The organism is Burkholderia sp. SIMBA_051 (assembly GCF_046534915.1).
GTDB lineage: Bacteria > Pseudomonadota > Gammaproteobacteria > Burkholderiales > Burkholderiaceae > Burkholderia > Burkholderia ambifaria.
In genome coordinates this window covers 87,144-100,840 of the sequence record NZ_JAWRXS010000016.1, presented here as the reverse complement: position 1 = coordinate 100,840, position 13,697 = coordinate 87,144, and the positions used below count along the sequence as shown (strand labels likewise).

Sequence of the window (13,697 nt, the reverse complement as noted above, 5' to 3'; positions counted from 1 at the left end):
ACGAATGCCCGTGCCGTGCTCAGCGCGTCGCACGTGCGTAGGTATCGACGAGGATGTCGCGGATCTGTGCGACGAACCACACGATCTCGTCGCGCGACATCACGAGCGGCGGCGAGAACTGCACGATCGGCGTGCCTTCGTGATCGACGCCCGCGCGGCACAGCAGCCCCGCTTCGAAGATCGCGGGCGCGAGCAGCGTCGACACGAAGGCCTGCGCGCCGATGCCGGCCGCCCAGCGGCGCGCGGTCTTGTCGGTCACGAGTTCGAGCGAGTAGTGGTAGCCGTCGCCGCGCACGTCGCCGACGCACGGCAGCTCGAGCAGGCCGTCGAGCGTCTGGCGGAACACCGCTTCGTTGCTGCGCACGTTCTCGAGCACGCCTTCGCGCTCCATGATCGCGAGGTTCGCGAGCGCGGCCGTGCATGCGACCGGGTGGCCGCCGTACGTCGCACCGTGCAGGAACATCTGCTGCGGGCCGTCGAGCACGGTGTCGACGACCGCGTCGCTCGCGATCACGCCGCCCAGCGGCACGTAGCCCGACGCGATGCCTTTCGCGAACGTGATGATGTCCGGCTTCAGCCCGTAACGCGTCGACCCGAACCATTCGCCCAGACGCCCGAACCCGCAGATCACCTCGTCCGCGACGAGCAGCACGCCGTGCCGGTCGCACAGTGCGCGCAACCCTTGCGCATAACCGGCCGGCGGCGTCAGGCTGCCGCCCGCGTTCTGCAGCGGCTCGACGACGATCGCGGCGACGGTGTCCGGCCCTTCCTGGACGATCAGCGACTCGATCTCGTCGAGCAGATGGCGCGTGAACTGCGCTTCCGTCTCGCCTTCCGGCCGCCCGTAGCGCTTCGTGTTGCTCACGTGCCGCACGCCCGCCATCAGCGGCTCGAAATGCTTGCGGAAGTTGGTCATTCCGTTCAGCGCGAGCGCGCCGAACGACGTGCCGTGATACGCGACGCGCCGCGCGATGAACTTGCGCCGCTGGGGCTCGCCGCGCGCCTGGTGGTACTGGCGCACCAGCTTGATCGCCGACTCGTTCGACTCCGAGCCGCTCGACGTGAAGAACACGCGGTTCAGGCCGTCCGGCGCGAGCGCCGCGAGCTTGTGCGCGAGACGGATCGCCGGTTCGTGGCCGTAGCCCCAGTTGGTCGCGAACGGCAGCCGCACCATCTGCTCGCGGATCGCGTCGCCGATCTCCGCGCCGTGGCTGTAGCCGACCTGCACGCAGTACAGCCCGGCCAGCGCGTCGAAGTAGCGCTTGCCGTTGCGGTCGACGAGCCAGCAGCCTTCGCCGCGGTCGAACACCGTCAGCGCCTGCTCGCGATAGGCATCGGCGTGCGTGAAGTGCATCAGCAGGTGGCGCTTGCCGAGCGCTTGCAGGTCCGCATCGAGATTGACGTCAACACCGTTCATGGGTCACTCCTCCTTTTTGCGTTGCGACGCCGGCGACCGGACGCCGCCGGCCGGTCATTCAGTTCATCGACAGCGTCGGCGCCGGACGCGTGAAACCGCGCGTGAGCCACAGCAGTTGGCAAAGCCCGAGCGCGAGCCAGCCGAGGCCGACGTAGAAGGTCTGGCGCGACAGGCCCGACCACAGCCATACGTTCATCGCGAAGCCGAGCGCGGGCACCACGCCGAACTTGATCCAGCACGCGAAGCGGCGGTGTTCCAGGCGACCGAGGTAGCTGCGCATCACGCACAGGTTCACGACCGCGAACGCGACGAGCGCGCCGAAGCTGATCATGGTCGACGCGAGATCGAGCGTGATGAACAGCGCGGACAACGACACGGCGCCGACCGCGAGCGTCGCGCGCACCGGCGTGCGCAGCCGCGCATGCAGGTGGCCGAACACGCGCTCGGGCAGCACCTGGTCGCGGCCCATCGCGAACAGCACGCGCGTCACGCTCGCCTGGCCGGCCATCGCGCTCGCGAAGCAGCCGGCCACGTAGACCGCGACGAACGGCGCCGACAGCGTGCCGCCGCCGATGCGTCGCATCAGTTCGAGGCTCGCCGAATCGAGATCCCTGAATGCATGCCAGTCCGGAAACACCACCTGCCCCGCATACGCGATCAGCATGAACAGCAGGCCGCTCGCGAGCGTGCAGAGCAGGATCGCGCGCGGCACCGTACGGCGCGGCTCGTGCGTTTCCTCCGACAGCGTCGACACCGCGTCGAAGCCGAGGAACGACAGGCACAGGATCGCGGCCCCGGCGAGGATCGCGCGCGCGTCGCCCGACGATGGCAGCGCGAGCGTCGTCGTCAGCCCCTCGCCGGCCGCGACATGCGCGGCCGCCGCGACGAACACCGCGATGAACACGAGCTGACTCGCGATCAGGATCAGGTTCACGCGATTGACGAGCCGGATGCCGACGATGTTCAGCCCGGTGATCAGCGCGATGCTCGCGACGATCCACACGCTCGCCGGCACCGCCGGAAAGAGCTGCTTCATGTAGATTCCGATCGCGAGGTAGCTGATCATCGGGATGAACAGGTAGTCCATCAGCAGCGCCCAGCCGACCATGAAACCGGCCGACGTGCCGAAGTTACGGCTCGCGAACGTATAAGCGGAACCGGCGCTCGGCATCAGCCGCGCCATGTGGCCGTAGCTGTGCGCGGTCAGCAGCATCGCGACCAGCGTGACCGCATACGCGATCGTCAGATGGCCGTTGGTCTCGCGCGTGACGATTCCGTAGGTCGTGAACACCGTCATCGGCAACATGTACGCGAGACCGAAGATCACCAGCGTGAACAGCCCGAGCGAGTGCGCGCTGCGTGGTCCCGCCTGGGCGTGCCCGTTCGCATGCGTTTGCACATCGTCTGTCGCGGCGCTGGGCGCGCGCTGCTCCGGCCTCGTGTCTTTCATGCTGTCCTCGCGTGGATGTCGTCCATGACGTCAACACTCGTGTCGTCGGCAATGCCGCCATCGCAGGCATTGCGCGATTCGGAAACGAGTGTGGTGCGCCAAAAAATCGACGACGAATGAGAAAAGCGGACGTAATCGGGGGATATTTGCGGACGTGCGACCGGCGGCATGTCGCGAGCGGGGAAGGCCCGCTGGCGTTTCGCGGGCATTCCCGCTATGTTCTATGCGAACCCCGTCGTCGCCCTCGCACCATGGACAGCAAGTCCCATCGACCTCAAAGCCGCGCCGAACGCAGCCTGCGTTCGGCGCTCGGCCTCGCGCGTCCCGCCGGCCGCCAGGAGGACATTCCCGCCACCGTGCACGCGATCGCGGCCGCGCTCGACGAGTGCCGCGTCCGACATATCGATGGCGCGGTGCTGCTCGAAGGAACCGGCCTCGGCGCGGCAGAAGTCGCGTCGCCGAGCCTGCACGTGAATCGCGGCCAGGAGCAGCGCTGCTTCCGCAATCTGCTGCGCTGCACCGGCTTGCCGTCGATCGGCCTGTCGATCGGCGCGCGGCTCCATGTGTCGACGCTCGGCCTCGCCGGCTACGCGATGCTGATCAGCGGCTCCGTGATGCAGGCGTTCCGGTGCATGAGCCAGTTTCCGTTGTTCATGGGCTTGTATTTCGACGTGCGCGTGCACGCGCATGCGCAAGGCATGAGCGTGACGATCGATCGGTACAACGGCGAACCCGACATCGAGGTGTTCCAGACCGACATGTGCCTGTCGAGCCTGCGCCTGATCGTGTCCGACCTGGTCGGCAAGCCGGTGTGGCCCGCCCGGTTGCATCTCGCGCGCCGCGCGCCGCGCAACGGCGCGGACTACGCGCATCACTTCGGCTGCCCGGTGGCGTTCAATGCCGGCGAGAACCGGCTCGTGTTCACGAGCGTGAACGGCACCGAGGTCCCGCGGCTCGCGAACGAAGTCAGCTTCAATGCGCTGCACGGTCAGTGCGAAGCGCTCGAGCGACAGTGGGCGGCGTCGATCGGCACGCGCTTCGCCGACCGCGCGAAGGAATTGATGGCGCGCGACCTCATGCGCTTCAAGTCGATGACGTCGCTCGCGAACGCGCTGCATCTGACCGAGCGCACGTTGCGCCGCCGGCTCGAGAAGGACGGCATCACGTTTCAGTCACTATTGGACGACGTGCGCCGTCAGGAGGCGGTGCGGCTGCTCGACGAGCCGGACCTGAGCGTGGCCGCGATCGCGGAGCGGCTCGGCTACAGCGAACCGCGCAGCTTCCGCCATGCGTATAGGCGCTGGACCGGCAAGACGCCGCGCGCGAGCGCGGGTTCGGACGGCGACGGCGACGCATTCAGCGGCGTGGCCGCGCACACACCCGATTCCAGCGGCCGTAGATGCCGCACGGGGTGAAAATCGCCGCGCAGCGTGTCGAACCGGTCGTCCGGCATCATCATGTCGTGCTGCGGGTAGTCGTCACGGCTCACGCGTTCGAAATGCGCGGCTGATCCATCCGGACGCCGATGCATTCTGCACGGCGCGCGCGAACGATCGCACTGCACACGCCGCGCGCTCGGCTCACGCATCCGCCAGCACTTCGAAACGCAAGCCAGCATGCCGCTCGAGACGTTCGACGAAGCGCGTGTCGAACATCGTCGCGGGCGTCCAGAACCCGCCGCCGCGCCCGATCTTCGCGCCATCTCGGCTGCAATCCAGCGCGAGGCTGAGCGCGGCCTGCCCGAGCATCTTGCCGGTCGAGCCATAACCGGGATCGCGATCGCCGGTGACTTTCACGCGCAGCGTCCGCCCGTCTTCGGCACGCCCGAAGAAGCGCAGATCGTAGCGGCCGGCCAGCTGCGCGGCGACGCTCGGCCCCTCGCCGGGCTTCGGCAGCAGGAAGCGCTCCATCAGGCCGCGCACCGGCGGGATGAGCACGCCCGCCATGAACGCGCCGAGGCCGGCCACCATCGTCAGCGCGGCGAGACGGCCCTTCAGGCCCGTGCCCGTGATGACCGCCTCGTCATAGGCGAATCGGGTTCCGTATGCGTCGCCGGCGAGCGCGTTCGAGCGATGCACGACGCGCTCGTTGATGGCCGCCATCACGAACGGCGCGATCCACGTGCCGCCGTCGCGATCGAATTCCGCCGACCGGACCGCGTGCTGCCGCACCGTGAAGCGATGATCCGCCGGACACAGCGCATACGGATCGAGCAGTTCGCGGCGCAACGCGGGATCGGCCGCGGCTTCGCGCACGACGTTGATCACGCTCGCGACCGTTCCGCCCGACGCGCCGCCCTTCAGCGTCTTCACGCGCATCTTCACCTGCGTGGCCGGCACGCCCCACTGCCGCCTTGCGTGCTGCTGCAGGAACAGCACGCCGATATCCGACGGCACCGAATCGAAACCGCAGCAATGCACGATGCGCGCACCCGATTGCCGGGCGGCCGGCTCGTACCGTTCGATCATTCGCTTGATCCACTGCGTCTCGCCGGTGAGATCGCAGTAGTCCGTACCGGTTTGCGCGCAGATCCGGACCAGCGGTTCGCCATACAGCGCGTACGGCCCGACGGTCGACACGACGACGCGCGTGCGTGCGCACAACGCCTGCAATTGCGTGTCGTCGGCCGCATCGGCGACGATGATCGGCAGCGTCTGCCATGCGGCGCCGAGTGCCTCCCTGACGTGCCGGAGCTTCGCGTCGGAGCGGCCGCCAATCGCCCAGCGCAGCGTTTCGCCGCTGCCCGACAGGTATTCGGACAGGTAGCGCGTCAGGATCTGCCCGACGAAGCTGGTGGCGCCGAATACGACGAGATCGAGATCATGGGTCGGCTGGGTCATCGACGCTTCCTCTGAAAGGGGTTGGCTAACGGCAGCCACGCTCATCGGACACCTTCAATGGCGTCGGCAGGTTCAGCACGAGCTGCGCATCCTGGACCACGTCGAACCGCGCGACGGCGGACACGCCCAGCCCGTCGAGCAGCGGGCTCAGCGGGCCGCCATGCCGCACCAGCTCGACGCCGCACGGCAACACGCACTGCGCGAACGATAGCGTATTGGTCTGCACCCAACTCTGGTGCCATACGCCGTCGACGAGATTGATCATGATATTCGTGCCCATGCGCGACTGGGAAGGCATGTCGGTCAGCGCGGGCGTCGGCGCGTTCAGCGTCAGGTCGGGCCGACCGTCCGCTCGAGCCGATGCACATGCCTCTATCCGCTGCGTATGACCTGGCCGCGCGAATGATCGGGAATCCCAAGAGCCGGAGCGCGTAACGATGCCCGCGCACCCGGCCGCGCGCCCCGCTTCATCATTCGAGTTCGACGCCCTTGAGCTCGGGGCTCAGGAACAGTGTCGCGACCATGTCGAGCACGTAAAGGCCGGCGAGCAGCGCGATCGCCGTCTGGAGCGAGTAGCGCGCGGCCAGCGCGCCGACCGCCACCGGCCCGAATCCGCCGACCGCGCGTCCGATATTCCCCAGCACGTTCTGCGCGGTCGCGCGCGGCGGTCGGATAGCCGTCGGACATCAGCGTCCCGTAGCCGCCGACCATCCCGTTGACGAACATTGCGCACACAGAAAGCGCCGCGCGCGCCCGCTTCCTGGAACGGAAACGGGCAGCGGCGGTAATGAATTTGAAAGGTATCGGAGCCGGCGATCCCGCCATCAGGCGGGACACCGAAGAACGGGATGAAGCGGGTGTGGCGCGACCGGCGTCACCGCCGGCGCGGGCCGAACGGCACCGCGGCGGTGCCGGTGCGGCATCAGCCCTGGTCGTCCCCGGGCCACCAGGTTCGGGCCTCGCGGTCGACGAGCAGCGTGTCGAGATCCTTGCCTTCGAGCCATTTGGGTCGCGGGCCGCGGCCGGACCATGAGCGGCCGGTCGTCGGATCGTAATACTTGGCAGGCGCCTTGCGTTTTCGCTGGACGATGTAGCCGAGGGCGCTCAGCACTTCCTGCTGCGTGATGCCCAACAACTCGACCTGCTCCTTGAATGCCGCGAGTGCGGCTTGCTTCTCCTTCTGCTTGGCATCCGACAACTTGATGTTCAGGTCCCGAAGTTGTGCTTCGAGTTCCTGCAGGGCCTGGGTCATGTATTCATCCTCTTTGGGTATGTTTTTATTCAAAAAACCTCCGATGGCCGAACCTATCACGAAGTTCCGCCAATCTGTGTTGCGATGTGTGAATTCGCCCGGACCTGCAAGGCTTTCGCAGTATGCCGCAGGCAATGCGATCGTCGAAAGCCGCATGGCATCGGCACGCAACACGGGGCGCGTCGCGCTCGAACGCGCGGCGCGCCGCCTGGGTGGCGACCTCCTCGCCACCGGCGCCGCCCCCTTGCACGGGCGCGGCAGCATGGCGCGAATGATAGCAGTGCCCATCCCTCGTGTTTGAGGACTTTTGCGGCCCGGCGCAGCCCGGGCTTCGCCGGACCTCGCGCGTCGACGCCTGCGCGGCGATTTACGCGCCGACGCTGCACCCGTCCCACGCGATCCGGGCGAACAGCGCATGCAGCTTCGCGCCGCGCGCGGCGTTCAGCGCGCGTGCATGGGCGACGCGTCCGGCCAGGTATGCGCGGAAATCCGGGTGCGCGGCACGATTCTGCGACGCCGGTCCGTGGCGGATGCAGTTGGTCAGGATGGCCTTCAGGACATCGAACTCGTCGCGCGCCAGATTCGGATGGCGATTGACGACCACGCCGGCCAGTTGCTGCCGCACGCCCCGCGGCATCACGCGCGTCTTGCGCAGCTGCAGCGCGAAGCCGTCCTCGAGCGCGATCGCGGCGACCCGCGCCTGCAGCCGCCCGGCCTCGCGGGCAAGGGCGCCGCCGCCCGAGAACGCGAGATCGTCCGCATAGCGCGTGTAGGTCGCGTCGAGCGAACGCGCGAGCCCGGCGAGCCGCATGTCGAGGCGGAACGCGCACAGGTTCGCCAGCGCCGGCGAGGTCGGCGCGCCCTGCGGCAGATGACGGTTGCGGTAGCGCTGGCGGCCGGTCCAGTCGAACCGGTCGCGCAGGTCGGCCTCGAGCAGCCGCGCCGACGGCACGCGGTTGGTGCACAGCGCGGTCAGCGTGCGCGCGACTTCCGCCGGATAGCCGAGCGTCACGAACAACGCATGCACCCGCGCCGCGCGCACCGACACGAAGAAATCCGCGAGATCGAAGCGGACGACGACGTCGCGATCCGCATGCGGGGCCGCGAACGACACGATCCCGCGTCCCTTGCGAAAGCCGTGCGCCGCGTCGTGCGGCGGGATGCGATCGAGCAGACCGTGCAGGATGCGGCGCTGCGCTTCGCGCAGCCGGCCCTTCGGGATCTCGATCAGGCGGCAGCCGCCGCGACGCTTGTCGTAGCCGGTGTACGTGTAGTGATGCAGCGGCGAGTCGCTGGCGCGTGCGTCGACGCGCCAGCGCTCGGACAACCAGTCGAGCTCGGGCGCGCTCACGCCGAGCCAGCGTGCCAGGTCGCCGCACGTCGGCCATTGCGGCACGTCGGCGCCGGCGAGCCGCGCCGGCAAGTGCCGCTGCACCGGCGGCCGGCGCACGATGCGCATCACGACCGGCCGATCGCGGCCGTACCACGCGATCATGAACGCCGACGTATCGGCCAGCGCGCTGGCGAGCAGGTCGGTATCGACGTCGGCCCAGTGCGTGCCGAAGTGCGCGATCGCGTGATCCACGAGCTCGTGCGACCACGACGGTGCGGCGCCGAGCACGGTCGCGATGCGCTCGAGCATGCCGCCACGTTCGGGCGGGCCGGCCAGCATCGCTTCGGCAATCATGCGGGCTGTATCGAACCGGGATGCGTGCATGGCAAGGAATGGGCGGGACGATGAGTCAACGTGACAGGTACTGCGAGAGCAGTCGTTGCGCAACGCGCAACCTGCGCTCTTGCGACGCATCGGAGTGTCGGTCTCATCCACGGGGTAGCCCCGTGGTCCTGGAACATCGGCTGCCTGTTCCGGGGGTGTGCTTGACCCACCGCCCCGCGACGCGACTTTAATGGCCGCGCGCGCGGGGTGTCAAATGGCGGGTCGCGCGGCGCTCATGCCCGTCGCGCGAAAAACTCGCCGAACGGTGTCGGCGACACGCGGACGCCCGGCCATGCCGCTCAGCATCGTCGCGCGGGTCGCGTGCGCGATCGAGTCCGGTACGTCGGTACGAAGACGTGTCGGCATGGACCCGATCTCGCTCTCTTGCTCTCGTGCGTTGTTCGAATGCGTCAGCGCATCGGCGAACCGGGCGTTTCGGACTTACGGCAGCGGCGGCGCGTCCCGCAACACGGCTTGCAGCCCGGTCGCGAACGGCGTCGCATGCTCGATCCCGAGTGCACGCACGCGCGCCGCATCCAGATGGCAATCGTACGGACGCGGCGTCGCATCGGCCGGCGTGTCGATCCGCGCGAGCGCGGCGTCGATGCCGAGCGCGGCCGCGATCCGCTGCGCGATGTCGTACTTCGTCATCGGTTCCTCGGCCGACCAATGCCGGATGCCGGTGACGGTCGAACCCGCGAGATGGCGCAGCGTCAGGTCGCGGATGACCTCGGCGACGTCGGGCGTGTAGGTCGGATAGCGAATCGCCCACGCGTCCATGCCGACCGCGTCCGCGCCCGGTCGTGCGGACGCGACGATCGCCGGCACGAGGCTCGTGACGGCCGACTCGCGCCAGTCGACGATCGGGCCGTAGAGCAACGGCAGGCGCAGCACGCAGGCAAGCGGCGACGCGGCGAGCAACGCGGCCTCGCCTTCCAGCTTGGTTCGGCCGTAGATGTTCAGCGGGTTCGGCGCGGCGTCTTCGCGGTACGGCGCGTCCTTGCCGTCAAATACGTAGTCGGTGGAAATGCCGAGCGTCCACGCGCCGTAGCGCGCGGCGAGCGCGCCGATGCGGGCCGGCGCGTCGACATTGATCGCACGTGCGGCCGCGGGGTCGCGCTCGCAGACGTCAGGGCGCCGCTCGGCGGCGCAGATGATCACGGCGGCCGGTCGCCGGGTGTCGAACAGGTGTTCGAGCGCCGGCTGATCGAGGACGTCGAGCCGCGCGACGTTTTCCGGCGGCAACGCGAGGCGGCGTGCGCCCGCGGTGTCCGGGTTCCGGATGGTTGCGAGCTGCGTCAGCGACGATTCGCGGGACAGCGAAGCGGCAACCGCACGGCCGAGCAGGCCGGACGCGCCGATGAGAAGGATGGTCGGATGCGACACGGTAGCCAACGACGAAAGGGAAAGAGGGCCCCAAATCTATACGAGAACCGGCACCGATGTCGATTTCGCTCGCACGTCGACGACGTGCGCGTAATGAAACGAGGCCCGGTGCGCGATTGCGCGCACCGGGCCTGTCGTGCGGCACGAAGTCTCGCGCCCGCTTACTTCCGGTCGAACGAATACCGTCCCGGCCCGCTGACCGCGAGCAACAGCAGCCCGCCGATGATGCTGATGTTCTTGTAGAAGTTGATCATCGCGAGGTACTGGTCCATGCCCTGCAGCGCCCAGTAGCGATGCCCGATCAACGCGGTTGCGAGCGTATAGACCGCGAACACCAGCGCGAGCGGACGCGTGTAGAAGCCGACCGCGATCAGCGCGCCGCCGACCAGCTCGACCGCCACCGCGATCACCGCCGACAGCTCGGGCGACGGCGCCCCCGTCGACGCCATGTACGCGACCGTGCCCGAGAAGCCGTTCAGCTTCTGCCAGCCGAACAGCACGAACAGGATCATCATCAGCACGCGACCCGCCAGCAGCAGCTCGTCCTTCTTCGAATCCAGCGAAACGTAACGCATAGCAATCACCTTGAATGGATGGTTTGACGCATTCGGTGCCGACGGCCGCCGCAACGGCGAACCCAAAGATCGACAACGAACCCGCCTCGCACGATCGAACCGCGGGCCGGTCGGCCCGCTGCCGAAGAACCCGTCCGGTCGCGCCGTCTTGGCACGCTTCGGATCGGTTCTGGCGAAGCACGGGTGCAGTCTACTGTCTCACCGAAAATCATCAATCCGTCGAAACAAGATTCGTTGTCTCGATTTAGTGGACAATTGTCACGTAACAAACGTGTCGTATGCGGCCGCGGGGGCATGGCAAATCTGCTGCGCGGCGCCGAGCGCGACGACGCGGTGCCGGCGCTGCCGCAAGCATCGGAGGGCAAGGAGATTGTCACCGACTGTCGCGCGATGGGCTTTACCCTCGACCGGCATCCGCTGGCGCGCTGCGCGATCGGCTGGCTCTTGATCGCCTACAGTCGGCCGAGCAGCTGCAGCCGTTGCGTAGCGGCCAGCTCGCGCGCGCGTGCGGATTGGTCACGGTCCGCCAGCGCCCGGGCACGGCCAATGGTGTGCTCTTCATGACGCTCGAGGACGAGACGGGCCACGTGATTCTGGCCCGGTCTGCTGGAGAAGTTTCGGAACGAAGCGCTCGGCGCTGGGCTGCTCGCCGTCCATGGCGTCTGGCAGGCCGAAGGTAAAGTACGGCATCTGATTGCTAGCAAGCTCGTCGACCGGACCGAACTCCTCGGGGCGCTGCCGACGACTGCACGGGAGTTTTGCTGAAAAGACACGGCGCGTGGCAGGTCGGCGTCCTCTACAGGTGCCGGTCCACGTCCATGCGTTGATGCAATACCCGAATCACGTCCAGGCTGTCGGCCGTTTCCCGATAGAACACCACGTGGGAACCGACCATGTAGCGCCAATAGCCGTTGCCCGCACGACTCGGTCGCCCTCTCCACTCGCGCCGCGCGAGACGCTCGAACGCCGAGGCCAGCTCGCCCACATAATGCTCGGCCTGCTCAAGCGACCAGCGTTCGAAGGTGTAGGTCCAGATGTCCTCGAGATCGGCCTCGGCCAGCGGCGTCAGCCGCACCAGACGCGCCTCAATCGGCATGCTTTTTCCGCATCCGCTCCAAGAACGCCTGGCTGTCAAAGGCAGTCGGCTCGCCCGAGGCCTCGCCGGCCTTCAAGGCCTCCTGCAGCGCCCGCAACTCGGTTTCCTGCGTTTCGAGCAGCCGCAGCCCCGCCCGCACCACGTCGCTGGCCGAGCCATAGCGACCGGATGCGACCTGCGTGTCGACAAACTGGGTGAGGTGGTCTCCCAGCGAGATTGAAGTGTTCCGTGCCATCGTGCACCTCCTCATGATGGCACCATCATATACCAAATTTTGGTATCGGCCCCGGGTCCCACGGCATCGATGGATCTGCCAAGGGCGTTATCAGATGCAGTATTTCTGGCCCCCTGAGTGCCAGCCGGCGTCGACCATGAAAAAACCCGGCGGAAGCCGGGTTGTGAGATACGTGACCGTAGGTGGAACAGGCTATTTCGCAGCACCGCTTCGCGACGCGAGCACTACGGTGCTGGCCGCTAGCCGGTCGGCTCCGCGCGCCGCGATCTGCGCCACTCCGGCAGCGTGGGGAGCGGCAGTCTGGCGGCCCGATCGCCCTCAGGCGGGCGGCCACGGCGAAAGCACACTGTCCCAGTACTCGAACGTCAGTTTGCCGGCGACTTCGTCACCGACGTAATCCAACGTATAAGCGGTGGCCAGGCTCAGCACGCCTTGGTCGGTGCCGTTGTCGTCGACCACCCAGGTCCTGGCCTTATCCAGCGTAACAATCGATACCTGCGTGCCCTGGCCGAGCGCGGTCTTGGTAAACGAGAAGCGCGCGTGATTGAGGGTATTGTCATCCGGCGGCTCAACGGCCGAATATGGGATCAATTTCGTCGGATCGTCCAGGCTTTGCATGATCCAGTTACCCTCCACATCGCTAAATACCCCCATCGTCGGATTCATGGTGAACATGCAGAACACATCCGGGGTGTCTTTGCACGCCACGTAACAATCTCGACCGTAGAAGCTAGTAACCAGCGATATCCACTTTTTGTTGTACACCGACCTGAACGCAATGCCCTGCAGAGACAATCCCATGCTTGCCACTCCTCGTAATGATCAGTGATCGGCAACACGCTCCGCCGCGGACGTGGGCTCTTTTCCAACGCGAGCGCGGAGAAGACTCGGCCCTCGATTGCCGAACGCTCAATATAGGTGATTCGGCGCGAATTCATATGACGAAAACCACGTCTTCAGCTTGCTTGGTCACGTTAATGCGCAAGGCCGTGTCTCACGTGGTAATCCACGATGTCGATCAAAGCACCACACTGGCCCAGGTTCGGCACTCGCGTCGGCGTCGCGGAAACTACCCAATGGCGCGCACTTCCGGAATCATCGCTGCCTGACCGCAGTGATTCCCGGCGGAATCGGTGAGTTGCCACACCGTCGCGTGATCGATCCAGAAGCGTGTGCCGGACTTCGTGATGCGTATCCCGCGATATCCCGATACGAAGCCGTCTCGCGCGACTTTCTCGAGAAACGACTGGCGTTCACTCCGCTCCATCGGCTCCGCCGAGAACCGTGAAGGCAGTGCGGTCAGTTCATCCCAGTCATAGCCGAAAATGGCCTGCGCGCGCTTGTTGCCGTAGACGAACACGGGATCGACCACTACACCATGCGCGAGAATCCCGAAAGGCGCTTCCTCGTACAGCCATGTCGCGGCTTCGGACGTGCCCATCCCGGCAGGAACGAGCGACTTGTGGAGCAGTCGCTGGTAGCTGTCCGCAAGGACGCGGAAGAAGTGAACGTCGATGGGCGATGACATTGCAGAAAGCTCCGGAGAAGGATTTCGAGCGCAATAGTATGACGATTTCGGACGCACCGTCATGGACGCACCGTCATATTGCCGCCCGCCATCCGCCGTCGTCCGATCAGGATGCCTCTGCCGGTGCCGGCGACATGTTTCGCGGGACAAATTCAATTGCCACTCGGAAAAACCGAACGGACAAGAAAGCCATAAAAACTC

The 13,697-nt window shown here is 66.8% G+C and carries 14 protein-coding genes and 3 pseudogenes; 3 read left to right on the top strand and 14 right to left on the bottom strand.

What is annotated here, in order from left to right; all coding sequences use genetic code 11:
* Positions 1-19 precede the first annotated feature (19 nt).
* The 3 genes from SB771_RS30830 to SB771_RS30820 are packed head-to-tail and all read right to left on the bottom strand — an operon-like array spanning position 20 to position 3,076.
* Positions 20-1,417, bottom strand: a complete 1,398-nt coding sequence (locus tag SB771_RS30830) for an aspartate aminotransferase family protein (protein ID WP_175705177.1) — start codon at positions 1,415-1,417, stop codon at positions 20-22.
* 58 nt (positions 1,418-1,475) lie between these two features.
* A complete protein-coding gene (locus tag SB771_RS30825; RefSeq protein WP_175662174.1) occupies positions 1,476-2,867 on the bottom strand; it encodes an APC family permease in 1,392 nt (463 codons plus the stop codon).
* Positions 2,864-3,076, bottom strand: coding sequence for a hypothetical protein (locus SB771_RS30820; RefSeq protein ID WP_175662175.1), 213 nt, complete (start codon positions 3,074-3,076; stop codon positions 2,864-2,866). Before SB771_RS30820 ends, SB771_RS30825 begins: the two co-directional genes overlap by 4 nt.
* A gap of 42 nt (positions 3,077-3,118) precedes the next feature.
* Here SB771_RS30820 and SB771_RS30815 point away from each other — a divergent pair, with 42 nt between their 5' ends.
* Positions 3,119-4,282 (top strand): AraC family transcriptional regulator, encoded by a 1,164-nt coding sequence (locus tag SB771_RS30815; RefSeq protein WP_175662176.1) that lies wholly within the window; start codon positions 3,119-3,121, stop codon positions 4,280-4,282.
* A 165-nt stretch (positions 4,283-4,447) separates the two neighbouring features.
* Here the strand turns inward: SB771_RS30815 and SB771_RS30810 are convergent, their stop codons facing one another.
* The 4 genes and pseudogenes from SB771_RS30810 to SB771_RS30795 all read right to left on the bottom strand — a co-directional run bounded on the left by SB771_RS30810 (position 4,448) and on the right by SB771_RS30795 (position 6,959).
* Positions 4,448-5,707: a saccharopine dehydrogenase family protein gene (locus SB771_RS30810; RefSeq protein ID WP_175662177.1), complete on the bottom strand. Its 1,260-nt coding sequence runs from the start codon at positions 5,705-5,707 to the stop codon at positions 4,448-4,450.
* Between the two features lie 25 nt (positions 5,708-5,732).
* Positions 5,733-6,065: pseudogene (locus SB771_RS30805) on the bottom strand (acetoacetate decarboxylase); the annotation flags it as partial.
* A gap of 112 nt (positions 6,066-6,177) precedes the next feature.
* Positions 6,178-6,445, bottom strand: a pseudogene (locus SB771_RS30800) (MFS transporter); the annotation flags it as partial.
* Positions 6,446-6,629: 184 nt separating this feature from the next.
* Complete coding sequence (locus SB771_RS30795) at positions 6,630-6,959, bottom strand: H-NS family nucleoid-associated regulatory protein (protein WP_006750598.1); 330 nt, start codon at positions 6,957-6,959, stop codon at positions 6,630-6,632.
* On the opposite strand from SB771_RS30795, the gene SB771_RS30790 reads away from it, so the two are divergent.
* Positions 6,958-7,260, top strand: a complete 303-nt coding sequence (locus tag SB771_RS30790; protein WP_146125631.1) for a hypothetical protein — start codon at positions 6,958-6,960, stop codon at positions 7,258-7,260. The genes SB771_RS30795 and SB771_RS30790 overlap by 2 nt on opposite strands.
* A 66-nt stretch (positions 7,261-7,326) precedes the next feature.
* Here SB771_RS30790 and SB771_RS30785 read toward each other — a convergent pair whose 3' ends face one another.
* The 3 genes from SB771_RS30785 to SB771_RS30775 form a co-directional block, all read right to left on the bottom strand.
* A complete protein-coding gene (locus tag SB771_RS30785) occupies positions 7,327-8,676 on the bottom strand; it encodes a reverse transcriptase family protein (protein WP_175662178.1) in 1,350 nt (449 codons plus the stop codon).
* A 441-nt stretch (positions 8,677-9,117) separates the two neighbouring features.
* Positions 9,118-10,062, bottom strand: coding sequence for a dTDP-4-dehydrorhamnose reductase family protein (locus SB771_RS30780; protein ID WP_175662179.1), 945 nt, complete (start codon positions 10,060-10,062; stop codon positions 9,118-9,120).
* Between the two features lie 161 nt (positions 10,063-10,223).
* The gene (locus SB771_RS30775; RefSeq protein ID WP_012372199.1) at positions 10,224-10,637 is read right to left on the bottom strand and encodes a DoxX family protein; all 414 of its coding nucleotides are present in this window, start codon (positions 10,635-10,637) and stop codon (positions 10,224-10,226) included.
* Positions 10,638-10,937: 300 nt separating this feature from the next.
* Here SB771_RS30775 and SB771_RS30770 point away from each other — a divergent pair.
* A pseudogene (locus SB771_RS30770) lies at positions 10,938-11,402 on the top strand (error-prone DNA polymerase); the annotation flags it as partial.
* A gap of 31 nt (positions 11,403-11,433) precedes the next feature.
* Here the strand turns inward: SB771_RS30770 and SB771_RS30765 are convergent.
* From SB771_RS30765 to SB771_RS30750, 4 genes are all read right to left on the bottom strand, one after another.
* Complete coding sequence (locus tag SB771_RS30765; protein ID WP_011660961.1) at positions 11,434-11,733, bottom strand: type II toxin-antitoxin system RelE/ParE family toxin; 300 nt, start codon at positions 11,731-11,733, stop codon at positions 11,434-11,436.
* Positions 11,723-11,968 carry a type II toxin-antitoxin system ParD family antitoxin gene (locus SB771_RS30760; RefSeq protein ID WP_175662181.1) on the bottom strand — a complete coding sequence of 82 codons (246 nt, stop codon included), beginning with the start codon at positions 11,966-11,968 and terminating at the stop codon, positions 11,723-11,725. Before SB771_RS30760 ends, SB771_RS30765 begins: the two co-directional genes overlap by 11 nt.
* A 318-nt stretch (positions 11,969-12,286) precedes the next feature.
* Positions 12,287-12,769, bottom strand: coding sequence for a hypothetical protein (locus tag SB771_RS30755; RefSeq protein ID WP_175662182.1), 483 nt, complete (start codon positions 12,767-12,769; stop codon positions 12,287-12,289).
* 268 nt (positions 12,770-13,037) lie between these two features.
* Positions 13,038-13,496, bottom strand: coding sequence for an MEKHLA domain-containing protein (locus SB771_RS30750; RefSeq protein WP_175662183.1), 459 nt, complete (start codon positions 13,494-13,496; stop codon positions 13,038-13,040).
* Positions 13,497-13,697 lie beyond the last annotated feature (201 nt).

Coding starts and splice junctions, on each gene's coding strand:
- SB771_RS30760 (WP_175662181.1), bottom strand. CDS start 11,968: ATGGCACGGAACACTTCAATCTCGCTGGGAGACCACCTCACCCAGTTT.
- SB771_RS30765 (WP_011660961.1), bottom strand. CDS start 11,733: ATGCCGATTGAGGCGCGTCTGGTGCGGCTGACGCCGCTGGCCGAGGCC.
- SB771_RS30785 (WP_175662178.1), bottom strand. CDS start 8,676: ATGCACGCATCCCGGTTCGATACAGCCCGCATGATTGCCGAAGCGATG.
- SB771_RS30750 (WP_175662183.1), bottom strand. CDS start 13,496: ATGTCATCGCCCATCGACGTTCACTTCTTCCGCGTCCTTGCGGACAGC.
- SB771_RS30825 (WP_175662174.1), bottom strand. CDS start 2,867: ATGAAAGACACGAGGCCGGAGCAGCGCGCGCCCAGCGCCGCGACAGAC.
- SB771_RS30820 (WP_175662175.1), bottom strand. CDS start 3,076: ATGCCCGCGAAACGCCAGCGGGCCTTCCCCGCTCGCGACATGCCGCCG.
- SB771_RS30830 (WP_175705177.1), bottom strand. CDS start 1,417: ATGAACGGTGTTGACGTCAATCTCGATGCGGACCTGCAAGCGCTCGGC.
- SB771_RS30775 (WP_012372199.1), bottom strand. CDS start 10,637: ATGCGTTACGTTTCGCTGGATTCGAAGAAGGACGAGCTGCTGCTGGCG.
- SB771_RS30810 (WP_175662177.1), bottom strand. CDS start 5,707: ATGACCCAGCCGACCCATGATCTCGATCTCGTCGTATTCGGCGCCACC.
- SB771_RS30795 (WP_006750598.1), bottom strand. CDS start 6,959: ATGACCCAGGCCCTGCAGGAACTCGAAGCACAACTTCGGGACCTGAAC.
- SB771_RS30790 (WP_146125631.1), top strand. CDS start 6,958: ATGTATTCATCCTCTTTGGGTATGTTTTTATTCAAAAAACCTCCGATG.
- SB771_RS30815 (WP_175662176.1), top strand. CDS start 3,119: ATGGACAGCAAGTCCCATCGACCTCAAAGCCGCGCCGAACGCAGCCTG.
- SB771_RS30755 (WP_175662182.1), bottom strand. CDS start 12,769: ATGGGATTGTCTCTGCAGGGCATTGCGTTCAGGTCGGTGTACAACAAA.